The sequence below is a fragment of the Corynebacterium gallinarum genome (genome assembly GCF_014837045.1).
GTDB classification, from domain to species: domain Bacteria; phylum Actinomycetota; class Actinomycetes; order Mycobacteriales; family Mycobacteriaceae; genus Corynebacterium; species Corynebacterium gallinarum.
In genome coordinates, this window is sequence record NZ_JACSPR010000003.1 from 228,956 (window position 1) to 247,266 (window position 18,311).

Annotated in this window: 17 protein-coding genes and 1 riboswitch; of the genes, 9 read left to right on the plus strand and 8 right to left on the minus strand. The window is 64.7% G+C overall.

Annotated features, from left to right (window positions below):
• Positions 1-140: 140 nt before the first annotated feature.
• Positions 141-1,514, minus strand: a complete 1,374-nt coding sequence (gene mgtE, locus H9627_RS05690; RefSeq protein ID WP_191733048.1) for a magnesium transporter — start codon at positions 1,512-1,514, stop codon at positions 141-143.
• Between the two features lie 171 nt (positions 1,515-1,685).
• Between mgtE and H9627_RS05695 the strand changes: the two genes are divergently transcribed.
• Both H9627_RS05695 and H9627_RS05700 read left to right on the plus strand, forming a co-directional pair.
• Positions 1,686-1,931, plus strand: coding sequence for a heavy-metal-associated domain-containing protein (locus tag H9627_RS05695; protein ID WP_191733049.1), 246 nt, complete (start codon positions 1,686-1,688; stop codon positions 1,929-1,931).
• Positions 1,932-2,116: 185 nt separating this feature from the next.
• Positions 2,117-3,982, plus strand: coding sequence for a heavy metal translocating P-type ATPase (locus H9627_RS05700; protein ID WP_191733050.1), 1,866 nt, complete (start codon positions 2,117-2,119; stop codon positions 3,980-3,982).
• A gap of 73 nt (positions 3,983-4,055) precedes the next feature.
• Here H9627_RS05700 and H9627_RS05705 read toward each other — a convergent pair whose 3' ends face one another.
• Positions 4,056-5,183: a magnesium and cobalt transport protein CorA gene (locus tag H9627_RS05705; RefSeq protein ID WP_191733051.1), complete on the minus strand. Its 1,128-nt coding sequence runs from the start codon at positions 5,181-5,183 to the stop codon at positions 4,056-4,058.
• Between the two features lie 58 nt (positions 5,184-5,241).
• Positions 5,242-6,705, minus strand: a complete 1,464-nt coding sequence (locus tag H9627_RS05710) for an aldehyde dehydrogenase family protein (protein ID WP_191733052.1) — start codon at positions 6,703-6,705, stop codon at positions 5,242-5,244.
• A gap of 238 nt (positions 6,706-6,943) precedes the next feature.
• On the opposite strand from H9627_RS05710, the gene H9627_RS05715 reads away from it, so the two are divergent.
• A complete protein-coding gene (locus H9627_RS05715; protein WP_225213518.1) occupies positions 6,944-8,242 on the plus strand; it encodes a chloride channel protein in 1,299 nt (432 codons plus the stop codon).
• A gap of 50 nt (positions 8,243-8,292) precedes the next feature.
• Here the strand turns inward: H9627_RS05715 and pnuC are convergent, their stop codons facing one another.
• Complete coding sequence (gene pnuC / locus H9627_RS05720; RefSeq protein ID WP_191733053.1) at positions 8,293-9,000, minus strand: nicotinamide riboside transporter PnuC; 708 nt, start codon at positions 8,998-9,000, stop codon at positions 8,293-8,295.
• A gap of 100 nt (positions 9,001-9,100) precedes the next feature.
• Positions 9,101-9,267, minus strand: a riboswitch (FMN riboswitch).
• A gap of 317 nt (positions 9,268-9,584) precedes the next feature.
• On the opposite strand from pnuC, the gene H9627_RS05725 reads away from it, so the two are divergent.
• Positions 9,585-10,880 (plus strand): PhoH family protein, encoded by a 1,296-nt coding sequence (locus H9627_RS05725; protein ID WP_225213519.1) that lies wholly within the window; start codon positions 9,585-9,587, stop codon positions 10,878-10,880.
• Positions 10,881-10,889: 9 nt separating this feature from the next.
• Positions 10,890-11,588, plus strand: coding sequence for a CPBP family intramembrane glutamic endopeptidase (locus tag H9627_RS05730; RefSeq protein WP_191733055.1), 699 nt, complete (start codon positions 10,890-10,892; stop codon positions 11,586-11,588).
• Here H9627_RS05730 and H9627_RS05735 read toward each other — a convergent pair.
• Together H9627_RS05735 and H9627_RS05740 are read right to left on the minus strand one after the other, a co-directional pair.
• Entirely contained in the window at positions 11,582-12,496 is a 915-nt protein-coding gene (locus H9627_RS05735; protein ID WP_191733056.1) for a D-isomer specific 2-hydroxyacid dehydrogenase family protein, read from the minus strand. The two genes, H9627_RS05730 and H9627_RS05735, sit on opposite strands and share 7 nt — an antisense overlap.
• A 70-nt stretch (positions 12,497-12,566) precedes the next feature.
• A complete protein-coding gene (locus tag H9627_RS05740; RefSeq protein ID WP_191733057.1) occupies positions 12,567-13,931 on the minus strand; it encodes an HNH endonuclease signature motif containing protein in 1,365 nt (454 codons plus the stop codon).
• A gap of 191 nt (positions 13,932-14,122) precedes the next feature.
• Between H9627_RS05740 and H9627_RS05745 the strand changes: the two genes are divergently transcribed.
• From H9627_RS05745 to bsaP, 3 genes are all read left to right on the plus strand, one after another.
• On the plus strand, positions 14,123-14,542 hold the full coding sequence (locus H9627_RS05745; RefSeq protein WP_191733058.1) for a hypothetical protein: 420 nt from the start codon (positions 14,123-14,125) through the stop codon (positions 14,540-14,542).
• Positions 14,543-14,650: 108 nt separating this feature from the next.
• Positions 14,651-15,655 carry a biotin synthase BioB gene (gene bioB / locus H9627_RS05750; protein ID WP_191733059.1) on the plus strand — a complete coding sequence of 335 codons (1,005 nt, stop codon included), beginning with the start codon at positions 14,651-14,653 and terminating at the stop codon, positions 15,653-15,655.
• Entirely contained in the window at positions 15,655-15,930 is a 276-nt protein-coding gene (gene bsaP, locus H9627_RS05755) for a biotin synthase auxiliary protein BsaP (RefSeq protein WP_191733060.1), read from the plus strand. Before bioB ends, bsaP begins: the two co-directional genes overlap by 1 nt.
• 6 nt (positions 15,931-15,936) lie before the next feature.
• Here bsaP and H9627_RS05760 read toward each other — a convergent pair whose 3' ends face one another.
• Together H9627_RS05760 and H9627_RS05765 are read right to left on the minus strand one after the other, a co-directional pair.
• Entirely contained in the window at positions 15,937-16,644 is a 708-nt protein-coding gene (locus H9627_RS05760) for a hypothetical protein (RefSeq protein WP_225213520.1), read from the minus strand.
• 91 nt (positions 16,645-16,735) lie between these two features.
• The gene (locus H9627_RS05765; protein ID WP_191733062.1) at positions 16,736-17,296 is read right to left on the minus strand and encodes a hypothetical protein; all 561 of its coding nucleotides are present in this window, start codon (positions 17,294-17,296) and stop codon (positions 16,736-16,738) included.
• 78 nt (positions 17,297-17,374) lie between these two features.
• On the opposite strand from H9627_RS05765, the gene H9627_RS05770 reads away from it, so the two are divergent.
• Positions 17,375-18,310 carry an SIR2 family NAD-dependent protein deacylase gene (locus tag H9627_RS05770; RefSeq protein ID WP_191733207.1) on the plus strand — a complete coding sequence of 312 codons (936 nt, stop codon included), beginning with the start codon at positions 17,375-17,377 and terminating at the stop codon, positions 18,308-18,310.
• The last annotated feature ends 1 nt before the right edge of the window (position 18,311 follow it).

The following is an 18,311-nucleotide window of genomic DNA, read 5'->3' on the forward strand; positions in this document are numbered from 1 at the left end:
TCTCCTCATACGCGCAGGTGCCCACCGAAACAGGTGCCACCTGGCGCACAGTGTGACCCATGGTACATAAATCCGTGTTTACATTAACGGGATGAAAATGGGTCGGGGTGGGGAGGCGTCGACAAGCCCACTGGTGAGGCTCAGATCCCCAGCACGGTCTTCGCGATGAGGAAATAGATCACCAGACCGGCCGCATCCACGAAGGTGGTAATGAACGGGTTGGAGAACACCGCCGGATCCGCGCCCACCACCTTCGCGATGATCGGCATGATCCCACCCACCGTCGCCGCCAGCGTGCACACCACAAACAGCGTCAGCCCCAGCACGATACCTATGGAGGCCCCATAGAAGATGCCCAGCAACACACCGAACAACGCACCGAGCAGCGTGCCCAGGATCAGGCCCACCCGCGTCTCACGCCACATCACCGCCAGCGCATCACGCTTGCGCACATCACCCAGCGCCAGGGAGCGGGTGACCGTGGTGGCGGCCTGGTTGCCGGTGTTGCCACCCGTGCCGGTGATGAGCGGGATGAACAGACTGAGCACCACCGCGGCGGCGAGGGCATCCTCGAAGGCATCGAGCACACTGACCGTGAGCAGCGCGGACACCGCCAGCACCCCCAGCCACACGATGCGCGAACGCACCAGCTTCCACACCGGGGTGGTCAGGTACGGGCGCTGCAGCGGTTCGGAACCACCCGACCGGGCACTGTCCTCATTGTCCGCATCCTCGATGATGTCCACCGCATCATCAATGGACACCATGCCCACCAGGCGCGTGGAATCATCCACCACCGGCAGCGCCAGCAGATCCAATGCCCGGAACCAGCGGGCGGTCTCTTCATCCGGGTCGCCGGTGTGCGCGTAGACGGGCGTGTCCATAAGCGTATCGACGCCCTCCTCACCGCCCGCCATCAGCAACCGCCGCAGACTAGTCACACCCACCAGTTTGCGATCAGCGGTGACCACCGGAACGGTATAGACCGTCTCGACCCGGTCATTCTGTTCCTTCAACGCCTCCAGCGCCTGCGCGGCTGTGAGCTCCACCCGGACCATCGGCACCTCCGGCGACATGTGTCGGCCTATGGAGCCCTTGGGATACCCCAGGATCACACTGGTCAGACCATGCTCGGATTCATCCAGGCTGCGCATGAGACGCTCGGCGATCTCGGCGGGCAGCTCATCGAGCAGGGACACGCGGTCATCGGGGTCGAGGGCGTCGAAGAAGGAGGTGAGGGAATCGTCGCCAAGCGCATCCACCAGATCCGCCTGATGTGCGGCATCCAGGGCCTCGAAGGCAACAATCGAGCGCTGCCGCGGCAACAGACGCAGGATCAACGCAGCGCGTACCGACGGCATCCTCTCCAACACATGGATGAGATCCTTCAACGCAATGGTGCCCAACAACTCCGAGATCCTCCGGGCACCACCGGGCGCTAACTCGGTGTCCTCCCGCAGCATCTGCTCGAGCCTGGCGATGTCCTCATCCGTGCGCTGTGCGTGATCCGTCATTCCTCACTCCTTTCAACCCGCCCACGATCTTAACCCGCACACCCTCCATAAGCGGATGGGGAACAACGGGTTCGCCGATCCTTGATCCACGTCAAGGAACTCCCAGCCCAACCCCCATAACGTGAGGGTTGTAAGAAACAGGAAGAAACAACACGAAAGGACCTGGTTACCATGACCACCCCAACCGCCCCCACCGCCCTGAAGAACACCACCCTCCGCTCCGACGAGTTCACCTGCCCGAGCTGTGTGGCCAAGATCGAGAACAAACTCAACTCCCTCGACGGCGTTGAATCCGCCGAGGTGAAATTCTCCTCCGGCCGCATCCTGGTCAGCCACGACCCCCAGAAGGCCACCGTCCGCGACCTGGTCAAGGCAGTTGCCGATGTTGGCTACACGGCGAAACCCTCAGCCATCTAACCGTCCGGCGGCTCACCGCCCCCAAGCCACAGCCCGCCTGTACCTCCACGGTGCCGGCGGGTTGTTTTTCGCTTATGGAGGGAATGGATGTGGAGGTCATTGATGCAGGTCAAGGAACTCCCTCCATAAGCGCCATAGATTGATAAATAACACCACTTGAGAAGTTGAGAAGAAAGGGAAAAACAATGAAAACCTGGAAAACCTGGGGCGTTGTTGCAGTCTCCGGATTATTGATTGTCCTGTCATGGATCACCGGCTGGGACTGGCTTATGATCGCCGCTGCCGCGGTCGCGGGATGGCCCATCGCCGTCAGTGCGGTGCAGGCCCTGAGGATCCGGATGATCTCCATTGACCTGCTGGTGATCGTCGCGGCGGTCGGTGCGCTGTTCATCAACAACTACTGGGAGTCGGCGGCCGTGACCTTCCTCTTCGCGCTGGGTAAGGCGCTGGAGCGGGCCACGATGAACCGCACCCGCAAGGCACTGTCGGACCTGGTGGATTCCGCACCGGAGACCGCCACCAAACTCAATGAGGACGGCACCACTGAGGTGGTTGAGCTGTGGGAGCTGGTCCCAGGCGATACCGTCCTGGTGAAAAACGGTGAACAGATCCCCGTCGACGGTCGCGTGATCTCCGGTCACGGTGGCGTGGATGAGGCCACCATCACCGGTGAATCCGTGCCCGCGGAGAAGGCCGAGGGGTCCGAGGTCTTCGCCGGCACCTGGCTGCGCGCCGGACTGCTGCGCGTGGAGGCCATCGGCATCGGTGCTGATTCCACCCTGGCCAAGATCATCCACCGCGTCGAGGACGCCCAGGATGACAAGGCGAAAACCCAGACCTTCCTGGAGAGGTTCTCCAAGTGGTACACCCCCGGTGTCATGGTCGCGGCCCTGGCCGTCGGCCTGATCACCCGCAACACCGAGCTGGCCCTGACCCTGCTGGTCATCGCGTGCCCCGGTGCGCTGGTCATCTCCATCCCGGTCTCGATCGTCGCGGGTATCGGCCGCGCCGCGAAGGATGGTGTGCTCATCAAGGGTGGCGAGTACCTTGAGAACGCCGCCCGTGTGGATGCCGTGGTCGTGGACAAGACCGGCACGCTCACCAATGGTCGCCCCGAGCTGACCGACGTCGAGGTGCTGGACCCCGCCTACACCGCCAATGAGATCCTGCTGCTGGCGGCGCGCGCCGAGACCGCCTCCGAACACCCGCTGGCCGAGGCGATCATCCGCGGTGCGGAGAACCGCGGCCTGGTGGTCGAGATGGTGGAGAAGGCTGAACCCGTCACCGGGCGCGGTATCCGGGCGCTTGTCGACGGCCGCACCGTCACCGTCGGGTCCGCCGAGCTGCTGGACCACACCCCGGACGCCACCCGCATCCTGGAACTGAACAACCTGGGTCGAACCGCCATGTACGTCGGTATCGACGGTCGCGCAGCCGGCATCGTCGCCGTCGCGGACACCATCCGCGCCGATGCACCGGCCGCCATCAAGGCCCTGCACGACAAGGGTGTGAAGGTCATCATGGCCACCGGTGATGCCCGCCTGGTCGCCGAGAACGTCGCCGCCCAGCTGGGTGTCGACGAGGTCCGCGCCGAGCTCATGCCGGAGGACAAGCTGGTCATCGTCAAGGAACTGCAGGCACAGGGACACACCGTGGCCATGGTCGGCGACGGCGTCAACGACACCCCCGCCCTGGCCCAGGCCGACATCGGTGTCGCCATGGGAGCCGCCGGCTCCCCGGCCGCCATCGAAACCGCCGACATCGCCCTCATGGCAGACAGGCTGCCCCGCCTGCCCTACGCCCTGGGACTGGCCAAGCGCACCGTCAACACCATGCGCATCAACATCGGCATCGCCCTGCTGACCGTCGCCATCCTCCTGGCCGGTGTCCTGTTCGGCGGAGTGACCATGTCGATCGGCATGCTCGTCCACGAGGCCTCCGTCCTGCTGGTCATCGCCATCGCGATGCTTCTGCTGCGACCCACCCTCACCGACACCGTCCCAGTCGCTACCGCGACCTCAGCACCCACCCGGGAACTGATCCGTCCATAAGCGAAAAAAACCGCACGCCCCGGCACCCACCTCTCCATAGGCGGGGGCCGGGGCGTCGACAAGCGCGGACAAGCTACATCCACTTGCTATGCTTGAACACCCAGTAGAGGAACACCGCGAGCGCCACCATCCCAGCGAGCGCCACCGGGTACCCGAACGCCCAGTGCAGCTCCGGCATGTTATCGAAATTCATGCCGTATATGGAGCCGATGAGGGTCGGGGCGAACAGGATCGCGGCCCAGCCGGAGATCTTCTTCATGTCCTCGTTCTGGCGCTCGGCGACCAGCGTGGCATTGACGCTGAGGATCTGGGACAGCGACTCGCGGTACTCCGCCACCCGACTGTTGTCGCGGGTGAGGTGGTCGGCCACATCCTCCAGGTAGGCGCGCAACTCCTCCGGTACACCATGCCGGATGAAATCCTTCTGCAGACGCTGGACCACCTCACCCACCGACGAGGTGGTGTGCTGCATGTCGATGATCTCCTGACTCAGCCGGTAGATACGCTGCGCGACGGCGACATCACCGCTGAACACCTGTCGCTCGATCTGCTCCTGGTCGATGGAGATGCCGCGCAGCACCGGTGCGTAGCCGTCGACGATGAGGTCAATCATGCGGTACGCCACCGCACGGGGACCGAGTTTGAGGAGGTCGCCGTCGGCAAGCAGGGTGGCGACCCGCCGATCGAAACGACGATCCCCGGAATCATCGAAATGGGTGGCCGGGGACCCGTCGATCCACTGGTTGTCCTGACACAGGATCACAATGGCGTTGGGGCGCATCACGATGTGGAACTCCGCGAACTCGACCTCCTCCGCCTCATCGAGGTAACGCGCCGACCGCACCGCCATGAACACCACATCCCCATAACGGTCCAGCTTGGGACGCTGCTGCCCCAGGATCATGTCCTCCACGATCACCGGGTGCAGATCCCACGCCTCGGCCAGCTCCTGGATCTGGGTGCGCTCGGGCGCGGGGTAGACCGACATGACCATGCGGTTGGAGGCGGCGTCGGCGAAGACGAGACCATCCGCCACGGTGGCACCGATGGGGGGTTTCTCGGCCACCCCGTCGGTCACCCACCGGGTCAGGGGGGCGGTCTCGGATGCGCGGGCATCCGGTGCGGTGGTCACCGGTGCGTATCGACGGCGGAGGATATCCCTACGCCGCGACGACCCGTTCACATCAGTCTTCTTCTGCATTCCACCCTCACTCCACACGACACCCACCACACCAGTATCGCTTATGGAGGGAAAGGTGTTAGATCGGGTACGCGTCGGTACCGGTGGTCACACTCACCCAGTGGTCGGTGGTGAACTCGTCGATGGCCCACTCGCCGTTGAAACGTCCCAGTCCGGAGTTCTTCTCGCCACCGAACATGACGTGGGCCTCATCGTTGACGGTGATGTCATTGATGTGGGTCATTCCGGCCTCCACGCGGCGGGCGAAGTTGATGCCGCGCTGCAGATCCTCGGTGAACACCGCCGACGACAGACCGAACTCGGTGTCATTCGCCAGCTCCAGGGCGTGCTCCTCATTGTCCGCCTTGACCACACCCACGACCGGTCCGAAGATCTCCTCGCGGAACAGCTCCATATCCGGGGTGACATCCGCGAACACATGCGGTGCGATGACACGACCCTCGATCGGACCGGCCACCACCTCGCGCGCACCCTGCTCACGCGCCAGATCGATCTTGCCGGACACGGACTCCACCTGGGAATCATTGACGATCGGGCCGACCATGACCGAGTCATCCAACTGGTCTCCATAAGCGACATTGCCGGCACGCGCGGCGAAAGCCTCGAGGAACTGGTCATAGACCGGCGCCTCGACGATGATGCGGTTGACCGCCATGCAGATCTGACCCTGGTGCAGGAAACTGCCCATAGAGGCGGCGGCGACAGCCTTGTTGATATCCGCATCGGAGAGCACCACCATAGGCGCGTTGCCACCGAGCTCGAGTGCGACCTTCTTGATGTACCTGCCACCCGTGGCGGTGGCACCGACCTGCTTGCCCACCGGGGTGGAACCCGTGAACGAGATCAGGCGTGGGATGCGGTGCTCGACGAAGTAGTCACCGATCTCCGAACCGGCACCCACCACCACGTTGAACAGGCCCGTCGGCAGGCCCGCGGCCTCGAAGATGTGCGCGAGCAGGGTGCCACCCACGATCGGGGTGTCGGATGCCGGCTTGAGCACCACGCCGTTACCGCAGGCCAGGGCCGGGGCCACCGAGCGCATCGACAGCGCGAACGGGAAGTTCCACGGACTGATCACACCCACCACACCGAGCGCCTCGCGGAAGACATAGTTGGACTTGCCGGGGGTGTTCGACGGCAGGATCTGACCCGTGATGCGCGCCGGGAAGGTCGCAGCCTCCCGCAGCGAGGCTATCGCCAGACCGGCCTCGATATTCGCCTTCAGGGCGGTGGACCCCGACTCGCGGCGGATCAGCTCCACAATCGCATCGCGGTTGTCCTCGATGAACTGCGCTGCCTTGTTGAGGATGCGCGCCTTCTTCACCGGTGGCACCGCCGCCCACTCCTTCTGAACTTCAGCGGCAGTGGTGTACGCCTTATCCACATCCTCCTGCGAGGCATTCCTGATCGTGGCGACCTCCTCACCGTTGAACGGATTCAGGGTGGTGGTCGACCGCTCCGAGGTCCCATCGACCCAGCCGTTGATGAAGATCTGGTTGCTCACAAAATTCTCAGTGCTCATTGCCTCTGTCAATCCTCCCTCGCCCATAGGCGCACGTGTTGTCTCTATGGCTTCCCCACAGGGTAACGACTTTCCCACCCCACCGTGTCCCGGGTTACACCTAGGGGGGTTAGTTAGGGGGATCACTCCCGGCAGCTCCCGGCAGCTCCCGGCGACCCCCGGCGCGGAGGTGGGGGACGAGGGGGAGGGGGTCGGGCGTCGATAAGCTGGGTGCAGCTTCCATAAGAGAGGAACCCCCATGCCCCACCGTCTGCCCATGACCCAGATCCCGCTCAACCGGCTCGCGGTGGTCGCCACGATCATCGGCGTGCTCACCGGCCTGTTCGTCGCGGCGCTGAACTGGGCGGCCATCGGGATGGAACGCCTTGTCTATGGAGCCGACCACCTCAACAACGCCAACCCGACCGCGGATGTCACCCCGGCGCGCCTCGCGGTGACGCTCGTGGTGCTCGGGTTCGTCATGTCGTGGGCGTGGTTCATCGTGCACCGCTGGGGCCGCCAACCGGTGTCCGTGGTCGGTGCCCTGCGCGGTGACAAGATGCCGCTGCCCGAAACCGCCGCATCCGCCTTCCTACAGGTCATCACCGTCGCCGCCGGTGCGCCCGTCGGTGCCGAGAACGCCCCACGACTGGCCGGCAGTCTCGTCGGCGAACGCATCTCCCACTGGCTGCGCCTCGACCTGGACGCCACCCGCATCCTCGTCGCCTCCGCCGCCGGCGCAGCCCTCGGCGCCAGCTTCCACCTCCCCCTGGCCGGCGTGCTGTTCGCCCTCGAGGTCCTGCTTGTCGAAACCTCCACCCGCACCGTCGTCATCTCCGTGGTCACCACCACCGCCGCCGTCGCCACCACCGGCCTCTTCGTCCCCATACCGTCCGTCTTCACCACCGTCCCCCTCAACGAAGACCCCTACATGCTGCTCCTCGCCGTCATCGTCGGCGCCATCGCAGGCCTCGGCGGCCACTTCTTCAGCCGCGCCGCCACCCACGCCGCCGCCCGCGCCCCCCGCGGACCCGCCATCCTCTGGCAGATGCCCCTCGGCTTCGCCATCATCGCCGCCATCGTCTACGCGTACCCCACCGCCCTGGCCAACCCGCGGTCCATCTCCGACCACCTGCTTAACGACGACCTCCTCATCCCCACCCTCCTGGGCCTCCTCGCCCTCCTTGCCCTCCGCGTCCTCCTCTTCCTCATCGCCTTCCGCGTCGGCACCATCGGCGGAAACCTCATGCCCTCCTTCGCCCTCGGCACCATCATCGGAGCCCTCGTCGGCACCCTCCTCCACCCCCTCATCAACCTCCCCATCCCCGCCGCCGCCCTCCTCGGCGCCGCAGCCTTCCTCTCCACCGCCATGGCCGCCCCACTCTTCGGCCTCATCGCCGCCGTCGAATTCACCGACATGGAACCCCAGGGCTACCTCCCCATCTTCCTCACCGTCGCCTCCGCCATCCTCGCCGTACGACTCTTCACCGTCCTCACCGACCAAACAGTCCGCGCCATGCCCATCACCTACGCCAACTGGACCGGCGAACTGAAATAGCTCCATAAGCGAAATTCGCCTATGGAGCTGATTGGTTTTCTAGGTAGGGGCTATCCGACCAACGCTGGTTCCCCGGGTTGTCCCTGCTGCTGTGTCTGCTTCTGCACCCGCATCCACACCACAAACCCCCAGGATACAAACACCCCATAGACAAGATAGAGGAACGCAGACGGGTAATAACCCGCCACCAACAACAGCGGCACACCGACAATATCCACACCGATCCAGATCAACCAGAACTCCCTCCAACCCCGCGCCATCCCATAGGTGGCCAACACCGAACCGACGAAGATCCACGCATCAGCCCACGGCCCCCACGACCCCAGGGACTGGAAGATCCACGCACACACCACCGTGCCCACCACAGCCGCAACCACCAGACCCGCACGCTCCCGATTCGACGCCCACCGCGGCAGCACCGCCTCACCGGCGCCATTCCCGCCAGCCTGACCGTGCCCACCATGCTGACGTCCCACCGACCACCGGTACCACCCATAACAACTAACAATGATGAACATCACCTGCCGCCCCGCCTGCCCATAGAGATCCAGGTTCTGCGGCGTATTGAACAACCCACCCATAAACACGGTGAACAACAGCACATTCCCCACGATGCCCACCGGCCACGCCCACACCAGACGTTTCATGCCACCCCACGCACACGCGAGGCCAAAAAGATTACCGACGATCTCACGCCACAGGATCGGGACACCACCGATCCACAGGGTGGCGTCGAGAAGCTCAGTTACAGGATTCATGATCATTCCCCTTCACAGGACAGAAAACATGCAATCCTCGGGGCCTTCAATCCGGGTACGCCAACAACCGCGCCCATAAGGCACACGGGGTCACCGACACCACGGTTCTCTTCCATCCGGACTATGACCGTCGGCTCCGGAATCACACCGGATCTGCTGACCCACCCTCCATAAGCGGAATACGGTGGCGCTCGCGGGCTTGGGCATCCCCATCTGGAGGACACTCTCACCGCCGGTGGGGAATTACACCCCGCCCTGAGAACACACCCAGCATAACCCGCCCTGGTGACCTCCCACCCCAAATTGAGTCACCATAACCCGTGAGCATCCGCCACCCTCGGATGATGAACTCGCGATGACCACCTGATGAAAGTTCCCTGACCCCACGGCCCCCTTTCCCTTATGGAACTACCGTGGCCCATAAGCCACTGAAGGAGGACTTTGTGACCACTACCCATCCTGATTTCCTTGGAAACAAGCAGTTCCCGCCCATAGGCGGTGGGAACAACAGGGAAAAGGAAGGGGGTGACAGACAGGCCTTTCCTCCGATCCAGGCGGCGCCCGAAACCGGGATTGATTCCTCTATGGAGACGATCACGTATGTGCTGGACACCTCGGTGCTGCTGTCAGACCCGCTGTCACTGACCAGGTTCGCGGAGCACAATGTGGTGCTGCCGATCGTGGTGATCACCGAGCTGGAGGCCAAGCGTCAGCACCCGGAACTGGGGTTCTTCGCCCGCCAGGCGCTGCGGATGCTTGACGAGCTCCGCGAGATTCACGGCGACCTCTCCCAACCCCTGCCCATAGGCGAGGAGGGCGGCCATATCCATGTGGAGCTCAACCACCAGAGCATCGAGACCCTGCCTGCCGGTTTCCGGATCGCCGGGAATGACACCCGCATCCTCGCCGTTGCGAAGAATCTGCAGCTCGAGGGGCAGAAGGTGATCCTCGTATCGAAGGACCTGCCGATGCGGATCAAGGCGTCGGCAAGCGGCGTGCCCGCCCAGGAGTACCGCGCCGCCCTCGCGCGCGACCGGGGGTACACCGGCATGACCACGGCGCACATCACCGAGGAGCAGATGCAGGAGCTGTACGACACCCACGAACTCTCCATAGGCGAACTGGAGCACCTGCCCGTCAACCACGGCCTCACCCTCAAGGCGCCTATGGGGGGATCGGCGCTGGGGCGGATGACCTTCGACAAGACCATCGAACTGGTGCCCGGCGACCAGCAGATCTTCGGGGTGTCCGGCCGCAGCGCGGAACAGCGCGTCGCGATTGACCTGCTGCTGGATGATTCCGTCGGCATCGTCTCCATAGGCGGCGCGGCCGGCACCGGAAAGAGTGCGCTCGCCCTGTGTGCCGGCCTCGAGGCGGTTATGGAGCGTCGCCTCCATAGGAAAATCGTGGTCTTCCGCCCGATGTACGCGGTCGGCGGCCAGGAGCTGGGTTACCTCCCGGGTGATCAGGACGAGAAGATGGGGCCGTGGGCGCAGGCGGTGTTCGACACGCTCGGCTCGATGGTCAGCCAGAACATTGTTGACGAAGCCCTCTCCCGCGGCCTTCTCGAGGTTCTCCCGCTGACCCACATCCGCGGCCGTTCGCTTCACGACGCGTTCGTCATCGTCGACGAAGCCCAGTCCCTGGAACGCAACGTGCTGCTCACCATGCTGTCCCGCATCGGCCAGAACTCCCGCGTCGTGCTCACCCATGACGTCGCGCAGCGCGACAACCTGCGCGTCGGGCGTTACGACGGCATCGTCTCCGTCATCGAAGCCCTCAAAGGCCACGAACTCTTCGCCCACATCACCCTGCAACGCTCCGAACGGTCCAAGATCGCCGAACTCGTCACCCAGGTTCTGGATACCCCCTCGTTGTAGACTTCCCCCATGCACCTCCATAAGCGGAAAGTCCGCGACACTGCTGTGGTCATCACCATGCTTATGGGCGTCAATGTGGCTGCCCATTTCAGCAATCTGAATCCCTGGGTGGTCATACCGGCCGGTGCGGTCGCCCTGGTGGCACTCGCACGGGGCATGGGCCTGACCTGGGGTGATCTGGGTGTTCGCCGGTCCTCCATAGGCAGAGGTCTGGCCTATGGGGGTACGGCTGCGGCACTGGTGATTGCGGTGGTGGCAGCTGGCGTTGCCTTACCCTTCACCAGGGAATTCTTCCTCAACGATGCCTATGCATCCATGCGTACCGCCCTGTTTGCCGCCCTGATCATCATTCCGCTCACGACTGTTCTGCCGGAGGAACTCCTCTTCCGGGGTGTGTTGCATGGCAGCCTGGAACGATTCGGGGTGAAGACAGCGTTCATTGGTGGTTCCGTGCTGTTCGGCCTATGGCATGTGGCCACGTCCCTGAATCTGACGGCGGGCAACGCCGGTTTATCCGCGTTGCTGGGAACCGGGTCGTTCGGCAAATGGATGGGTGTGGCACTGGCGGTGGTGGCGACATCCCTGGCCGGGGCGGGTTTCATCTGGTTGCGGCACCGCACCGATTCCGTTCTGGCGCCGGTGTCACTGCACTGGGCACTCAACGCGGTCGGGGCACTCGCGGCTGCCACCGCATTCCAGTTTCAGTAACCCTTCTCCACATCCACCTCGGTGAGCATGCGTTCACCGTTGATGAAGCGCCGATAGTTTTCCACAACCACCGGGGCCAGCAGCTCGTCCATAGAGGCCAGGGTGTTGGCGGTATGCGGGGTGATGATGACATTCTCCCGGCCCCATAGGGGATGGCCGTCAGGAAGTGGTTCAGGATCGGTGACATCTAGGCCCGCGCCGCCTATGGAGGAGGTGTCGAGGGCGCGGACGAGAGCGTCGGTATCAACGACCTCACCACGGGCCACATTGATCAGATACGCGTTGTTCTTCATCGCCTGGAATTCGGGATCACCGAAGAGATGGTGGGTGTCGGCGGTGAGGGGGACTGCGATCACGACGTGGTCGGCTGTGCGCAGGGCAGTGTGTAATTCGCTTATGGAGAGGGTGGCGTCGAAAAGCTCGGTGGGTGCCCCGGTACGCGTCACGGCCAGCGAGGTCGCACCGAAGGGACGCAGCATCGTGGCGAGTTCGCGGGCGATGCCGCCGCCCCCGATGATGGCGACCGTGGTGCCGTCGAGCCAGCGGGTGGTGGCGTCGACATGCGGGCGGGGTGACCAGCTGTCGGCGCGCACCATGGTGGGGTGCTTATGGAGGAGGGCCAATAGCAGTGCGACGGCGGCCTCGGCGACCTGCCGCCCATAAACACCGGAGGCGTTTGACCAACGGCGGTCCGGGGTGATGTGGCCGGCGGCGAAGTAGGCGTTGATGCCGGCGCTCGGCAGCTGCACCCACCGGATCCCGGGTGGGAGTTCGGGGAAGTCGGTGCCCGGTGTCTGGGTGAACACGAACCCCTCCGCCTCGCTTATGGAGGACACGATGGTGGCACCGGCATCGCGGAGTGCGTTGACGGTGTGGGGGTAGTCGCCGAAACCGACGAAGATGCGCATGGTGGATCCTTCCCTTATGGAGGCTGGGTGGAACCCACCATAGGGGAATGAGGACCCCGGGCACCGGGGGTCACTGGCGTCGGATTTTGGCGCCGGCGGAGCGGTTCTGGGCGGTGGTTTCGTTGAGTTCGATTTTCGGGTCGGTGTTGTAGAAGTTCTTGGGTGGTCGGTAGCCGTAGCGGCCGGTGTCGGGGTCGAGTTCGGAGCGGCCGCGTTTGGGGCTGTCTATGGGGGAGTCGTTGTTGGGGCGGTGGTGGGTGCAGCAGTAGAGGTGCATGTTCTCCACGTCGGTGCGTCCGCCGCGGGCCCAGGGGGTGACGTGATGGATTTCGCAGTTGATGGCGGATTGTTCGCATCGGTGGTGCACGCAGACGCCCTCGGCTGCCATAAGCGCGATGCGTTGTTCTATGGAGGCGGTGCGTTGGGTGCGGCCGAGGTGGAGTGGGCGGCCGGTGTCGGGGTCGTGGACGATGAGGAAGTCGTATTTCGCGGCGCCGAGGGTGAGGATGTCCATAGGCGTGAGTTCGCAGTGGGTGTTGGTGGGGAAGCGGCTGGCGGGGGTCATGTCCTCGATGTCTTTTATGGACATGCTGATCGCAAGCGTGCCGACACCACCGTTACGTTCCGTCTGCGCCTCGCCGTGGCGCATGAGGATCTGGTGGAACGCGTCGACACGCCGTTGTTGCAGGCCGCGGGTGTCGTCCTCCGGTTCGACGGGGCTGGCGTAACCCGCATTGCGGGCGGGCGCGAGCGCGGCCTCGAGCAGCGCGGAGGTCGCGGCGGGGAGGTAACCACGGATGAAACAACCGCCGTCGACATCAGGCTTGCCGATCACCAGATGCCGCTTCCGCGCCGCCGCGTGCGGGTCCCTGTCCATAGCCGCACCGTTGTGCGCGGCGACCTCGGTGCGCAACCAGGTGCGCAGGTCTTCAACGGAGCGTGTCGACGCCTCCCTCACCGCCCGCCCCCTCATCTCCATAAGCGAATACTGCTTATGGAGCTTTTTCAGTTCCCGTTCGATGAGGGTCTGCTTCTCGGCGCTTATGGAGTTGTCGAAGAGGTAGGTCCGTCCATAGGCGCGGTCGGCCTCGGCGTGGGGGTTGTCCGGGTCATCGAGTTCACCGAATTCACGGGTGCCGCGACGTAGGCGGTTGAGGGCCTCGGCGGTGGAGATGTCGAGGTGCTGGGCAATGAAGGTGGTGGGTCGGGTGGCACCGACCAGGTCGCCCGCGCGGCTGAGGTGCACGAGGTGGGCGAAGGCGCCGTCGAAAAGCGATTTGCGGTTGATGGCCTTCTCAAGCGCGATGGCGGCGTCGAGGTGTTGCCGGGTGAGCGGTTCGCCGGTGCCGGGGCTGTCGGCGGTTTCCGTGAGGAGTGCGGCCAGTTCGCTTATGGAGCGGGTGATCGTGGCCGTCAGTTCTTCTATGGAGGACATGGCGCTTATGGAAGCAGGTGGTGGGCAGGGAGGGAAACGCGGGCGTCGTGAAGCTGTGGATAACTTCGGCCATCCACAGGTGTGTGGGGGTCGGGGTGGAGGGGCGGGAACCGGGGAGGGGGTCGGCGCAGTCTAACTGAGGTTTTAGGTAGGATCGGTGTCCAGTCAACAAGTTTGTTATGGAGGGAAATATGAGCATTTCTAGTGCTATTCTGCGTGGCGTTTCCGGGGCGTATCTGCTGCAGTCGGGTTATGGAAAGTTGGGTCTGCCGGCTGAGGCGGCTGCGGGTATGAAGGGGTTTGCGGCCACGGGTGTTCCGGCGTTGGACAAGCTGGATCCGGAGACCTTCGGCAAGGTGGTGTCCTACTCTGAGCTGGGTATCGGTGTGGCGCTGGTGAGCCCGATGGTGCCGAATCGTCTCGCGGGTCTGGCGCTGGGAACCTTTTCCGCTGGTCTGCTCTCGATCTATTTCCGTAACCCCGCGATGACGCAGGAGGACGGTATCCGTCCGTCTGAGGATGGCATGGCGCTGTCGAAGGATGTCTTCCTCGCCGCCATCGCCGGTGCCCTGGTGTTCGGTCCGGTGAAGAAAAAGAACAAGAAGAAGTAACCCCGTGGGGGTTTGAGGCACCCCGGTCACCTGTGGTTTTCGGGTGGCCGGGGTGTTTTCTCCATAAGCCATTGAACGGTGTTCAATTAGCGGTTATGGTAATTCACCATGCCCAACACAACATCAATTCTTGACACCGCCCGCCACCAGGTCCTCGAGGACGGCATCGGGTTGGATCAGTCACAGCTCATCGAGATCCTCAACCTCCCCGATGAGGACATCCCCGCGCTTATGGAGCTCGCCCACCAGGTGCGGCTGAAATGGTGCGGTGAGGAGATCGAAGTCGAGGGCATCATCTCCCTCAAGACCGGTGGGTGCCCGGAGGATTGTCATTTCTGTTCCCAGTCGGGTCTGTTCGAATCCCCGGTGCGGTCGGTGTGGCTGGACATCGAGCAGCTGGTGGAGGCGGCGAAACAGACCGCGAAATCCGGTGCAACGGAATTCTGCATCGTCGCGGCGGTCAAGGGCCCGGATGACAAACTCATGAACCAGCTGGAGGAGGCTGTCGCAGCCATCCAGCGCGAGGTGGATATCGAGGTGGCCGCCTCAGTGGGGTCCCTGACCCCGGAGCAGGTCACCCGCCTGGCGCGCGCCGGTGTCCACCGGTACAACCACAACCTGGAGACCGCGCGGTCCTTCTTCCCCGAGGTGGTCACCACCCACACCTGGGAGGAGCGTCGTGAGACGCTGCGTCTGGTCGCCGAGGCCGGCATGGAGGTCTGCTCGGGGGGCATCCTCGGGATGGGTGAGACCCTCGAGCAGCGCGCCGAGTTCGCGGTCCAGCTCGCCGAACTCAACCCCACCGAGGTGCCGATCAACTTCCTCGACCCCCGCCCGGGTACCCCGTTCGCGGACCGCCCGCTTATGGAGAGTGAGGACGCCCTGCGCGCCATCGGCGCATTCCGCCTCGCCATGCCCCACACCATGATCCGCTTCGCGGGTGGACGCGAACTCACCCTGGGTGCGGAAGGCTCTGAACAGGGACTTCTCGGTGGTATCAACGCCATCATCGTGGGTAACTACCTGACCACCCTGGGCCGCCCCATGGAGGACGACCTGGAGATGATGGACCGTCTGCAGCTGCCGCTCAAGGTACTCAACAAGGTCATCTGATGCCCGGTATCCACAAGCACACCCATAAGCACACCGATCCCGATGCCCTGCTCGCCGCGATCCTCACCGGCGAGACCCCGGTATTCCACCCGAACACCGGTCTGCCGATCGGGGAGCAGCAGGTGCTGTCACCGTCGGCACGCGCCGGTCTGGAGGCACCGCGGTTCTGCCAGCTGTGTGGCCGCAGAATGAAGGTGCAGGTCCGCCCCGACGGCTGGGATGCGCAGTGCTCCCGTCACGGCCAGGTGGATTCCTCGCTTATGGACAGACGCTGAGCAGAACTAGATGACGATGGTGAACTGGCGCAGGAAATTCGACATCATCGCGTCGGCGTCGGCGACCTCGACCTGCCCCTGACCGAGGACCTCGATGGTTTTCATCGGGGTGCCGGGGTTGCCACGGATCGGCCCGAGGACGGCCTCGGCGTCGGTGACCGGTGCGTCGGGGGTTCCGCCGGAACCAGCCGACGGCGAGGTCACCGCACCAGCGCCAGCAGCACCAGCACCACCAGCAGATCCCGCAGTTCCACCCGGGTCGCCCGGGCTGACGCCACCATTGGCGGGCTGCCCGGCACCGTTGTCTGCGCCACCGTTACCTGCCGCACCACCCGGCCCGCCACCTGGCTGCTCGGCTACACCGCCACCTGGCTGGGCAGCGCTCCCACCGGCAGGAGCGTCGGGAACCCCGCCACCGGTGCCCGCGGTGCCCTTGAGGCCGCAGCGTTCGGCGGCGGCGTCGACACGCCCGAGCGCAGCGAGGATCTCATTGCCGCGCGGGTCGAGGGCGGCGATCGCCTGCGCCTGACCGACCCGGGCCTGGTAGTCGGCGTCGTTGGTCCAGTACGCCGATGCCGTGTCACACGAGATGTCCCCGGAGGGTAGCTGGCTGAGCATGCCGGCGACCGCGGCGTGGGCGGGGGTGGGCGCCAGAAGGAGCGTTGCGACGCCCACAGCAACCGCCATGACCGTGCGCGAGGATTTTTTCAGCATGGGGGAGAGTATGCCATCTGTGACGCCGACGCGGGGGATCATCACCGCCCCGCGGTAGTCACATCAGTCACCTGCGTTGCGCCTATGGGGGTTAGATGCGGATGCCGAACTGCGCGAGGAACTCGGCGACGATGCGGTAGAGGTCCGGCAGGGTCAGGGAGCCGAAGCCGGGGATGTCGATGGTGAAGGAGGGGGTGCCAGGTGCGGCGAGGGAGATGTTCTGGGCTGCCGGTGCGGGTGCTGACTGTGCGGGGCCCGGCGCGGCAGGGGCTGCCGGGGCTGCCGGGGCTGCCGGTGCCGGCGCGTTATTTCCACCGGTGTTGCCACCAGCATTTCCACCGGCATTCGCACCGCCGCCCTTGAGGCCGCAGCGGTTGGCGGCTTCGTCGACACGCGCGAGGGCGTCGCGGATCTGCGGGCCGCGGCTGTCGAACATCGCGAGGGTGTTGGCCTGGTTGACCTTGCTGCGGTAGTCGGCTTCGGTGGTCCAGTAGCGTTCGGCCTGGGCGCAGGAGATCTGGCCGGCGGGCAGGGCGTTAAGGACGTCGTCGATGGGGTCGGCGGCGGCGATGGCGGGGGAGGCGACGGAGAAGGCTCCGACGGCGGCGACGGTCACGGCGAGGCGGCGGGTGTGTGTGGTGAGGAAGCTCATGTCCATAGAGGATACAGGTGATGAAGGAGTAAACAAGTGGTACGGAAGAGAATTCCGGATCACGATTTCCGGAATATCATGAGGGGCATGTTCGATCCGCTGGCCGCGCAGGCCCACCACTCCGCACTCCGCTCCATAAGCCGGGTTGTGGAGGAGACCACCGCGCCTATGGAGGAGGGGGCGGCGCTGGAGGGCGTCGTCAAGCTCCTGGAGGCCGGGTCCGTGCTCGCGGTGACGGGCGCGGGCGTGTCGACGGATTCCGGCATCCCCGATTACCGTAGCCCCCGCGGCAGCCTCAACCAGGGCCGCCCGATGACGTACCAGGAGTTCCGTTTCGATCCGGTGGCCTCGCACCGGTACTGGGCGCGGTCCTTCGTCGGCTGGCGGGTGATGGCCGATGCCCAACCCAACCGCACGCACTACGCCCTGGTGGAGCTGGAGCGCGCCGGGCTGCTCACCGGGATGGTGACGCAGAACGTCGACGGCCTCCATAGGCGGGCCGGGTCGGAGAATCTCGTGGCGCTGCACGGGGATCTGGCGACGATCGTGTGCCTGCAGTGCGGCCACCGGGAGGCACGTGAGCTTCTCGACGCCCGCCTCGATCACCTTAACCCCGGCTATTTCGACTCCATCGCCCTCGACCCGGCCGCCGTCAACCCCGATGGCGATGTCACCCTCGACGACCATCACGTGCAGCGTTTCACCATGGCCGGCTGCGCGCGGTGCGGGTCGGTGCTGCTGAAACCGGATGTGGTCTACTTCGGCGAACCGGTCCCCTCCATAAGGAAAACGCGTGTGGCGCAATTGCTTGATGGGGCGGATGCGGTGGTGGTGGCGGGGTCGTCGCTGGCGGTGATGAGCGGGTACCGGATTGTCATCGAGGCGCAGCGCGCCGGCAAACCCGTGGCCGTGATCAACGGTGGGCCGGGGCGGGCGGATCACCGCGTGGACATCCTGTGGCGGACCCGGGTGGGACCGGCCTTCGATCAGATCCTCGACGCGCTCGACCTCTAAC

What these genes read in the sequence shown, in the direction of transcription:
- H9627_RS05730 (WP_191733055.1), top strand. Translation starts at nt 10,890, where the DNA reads ATGCACCTCCATAAGCGGAAAGTCCGCGACACTGCTGTGGTCATCACC.
- H9627_RS05700 (WP_191733050.1), top strand. Translation starts at nt 2,117, where the DNA reads ATGAAAACCTGGAAAACCTGGGGCGTTGTTGCAGTCTCCGGATTATTG.
- H9627_RS05745 (WP_191733058.1), top strand. Translation starts at nt 14,123, where the DNA reads ATGAGCATTTCTAGTGCTATTCTGCGTGGCGTTTCCGGGGCGTATCTG.
- bioB (WP_191733059.1), top strand. Translation starts at nt 14,651, where the DNA reads ATGCCCAACACAACATCAATTCTTGACACCGCCCGCCACCAGGTCCTC.
- H9627_RS05715 (WP_225213518.1), top strand. Translation starts at nt 6,944, where the DNA reads ATGCCCCACCGTCTGCCCATGACCCAGATCCCGCTCAACCGGCTCGCG.
- bsaP (WP_191733060.1), top strand. Translation starts at nt 15,655, where the DNA reads ATGCCCGGTATCCACAAGCACACCCATAAGCACACCGATCCCGATGCC.
- pnuC (WP_191733053.1), bottom strand. Translation starts at nt 9,000, where the DNA reads ATGAATCCTGTAACTGAGCTTCTCGACGCCACCCTGTGGATCGGTGGT.
- H9627_RS05765 (WP_191733062.1), bottom strand. Translation starts at nt 17,296, where the DNA reads ATGAGCTTCCTCACCACACACACCCGCCGCCTCGCCGTGACCGTCGCC.
- H9627_RS05725 (WP_225213519.1), top strand. Translation starts at nt 9,585, where the DNA reads ATGGAGACGATCACGTATGTGCTGGACACCTCGGTGCTGCTGTCAGAC.
- mgtE (WP_191733048.1), bottom strand. Translation starts at nt 1,514, where the DNA reads ATGACGGATCACGCACAGCGCACGGATGAGGACATCGCCAGGCTCGAG.
- H9627_RS05735 (WP_191733056.1), bottom strand. Translation starts at nt 12,496, where the DNA reads ATGCGCATCTTCGTCGGTTTCGGCGACTACCCCCACACCGTCAACGCA.
- H9627_RS05760 (WP_225213520.1), bottom strand. Translation starts at nt 16,644, where the DNA reads ATGCTGAAAAAATCCTCGCGCACGGTCATGGCGGTTGCTGTGGGCGTC.
- H9627_RS05705 (WP_191733051.1), bottom strand. Translation starts at nt 5,183, where the DNA reads ATGCAGAAGAAGACTGATGTGAACGGGTCGTCGCGGCGTAGGGATATC.
- H9627_RS05710 (WP_191733052.1), bottom strand. Translation starts at nt 6,705, where the DNA reads ATGAGCACTGAGAATTTTGTGAGCAACCAGATCTTCATCAACGGCTGG.
- H9627_RS05770 (WP_191733207.1), top strand. Translation starts at nt 17,375, where the DNA reads ATGAGGGGCATGTTCGATCCGCTGGCCGCGCAGGCCCACCACTCCGCA.
- H9627_RS05740 (WP_191733057.1), bottom strand. Translation starts at nt 13,931, where the DNA reads ATGTCCTCCATAGAAGAACTGACGGCCACGATCACCCGCTCCATAAGC.
- H9627_RS05695 (WP_191733049.1), top strand. Translation starts at nt 1,686, where the DNA reads ATGACCACCCCAACCGCCCCCACCGCCCTGAAGAACACCACCCTCCGC.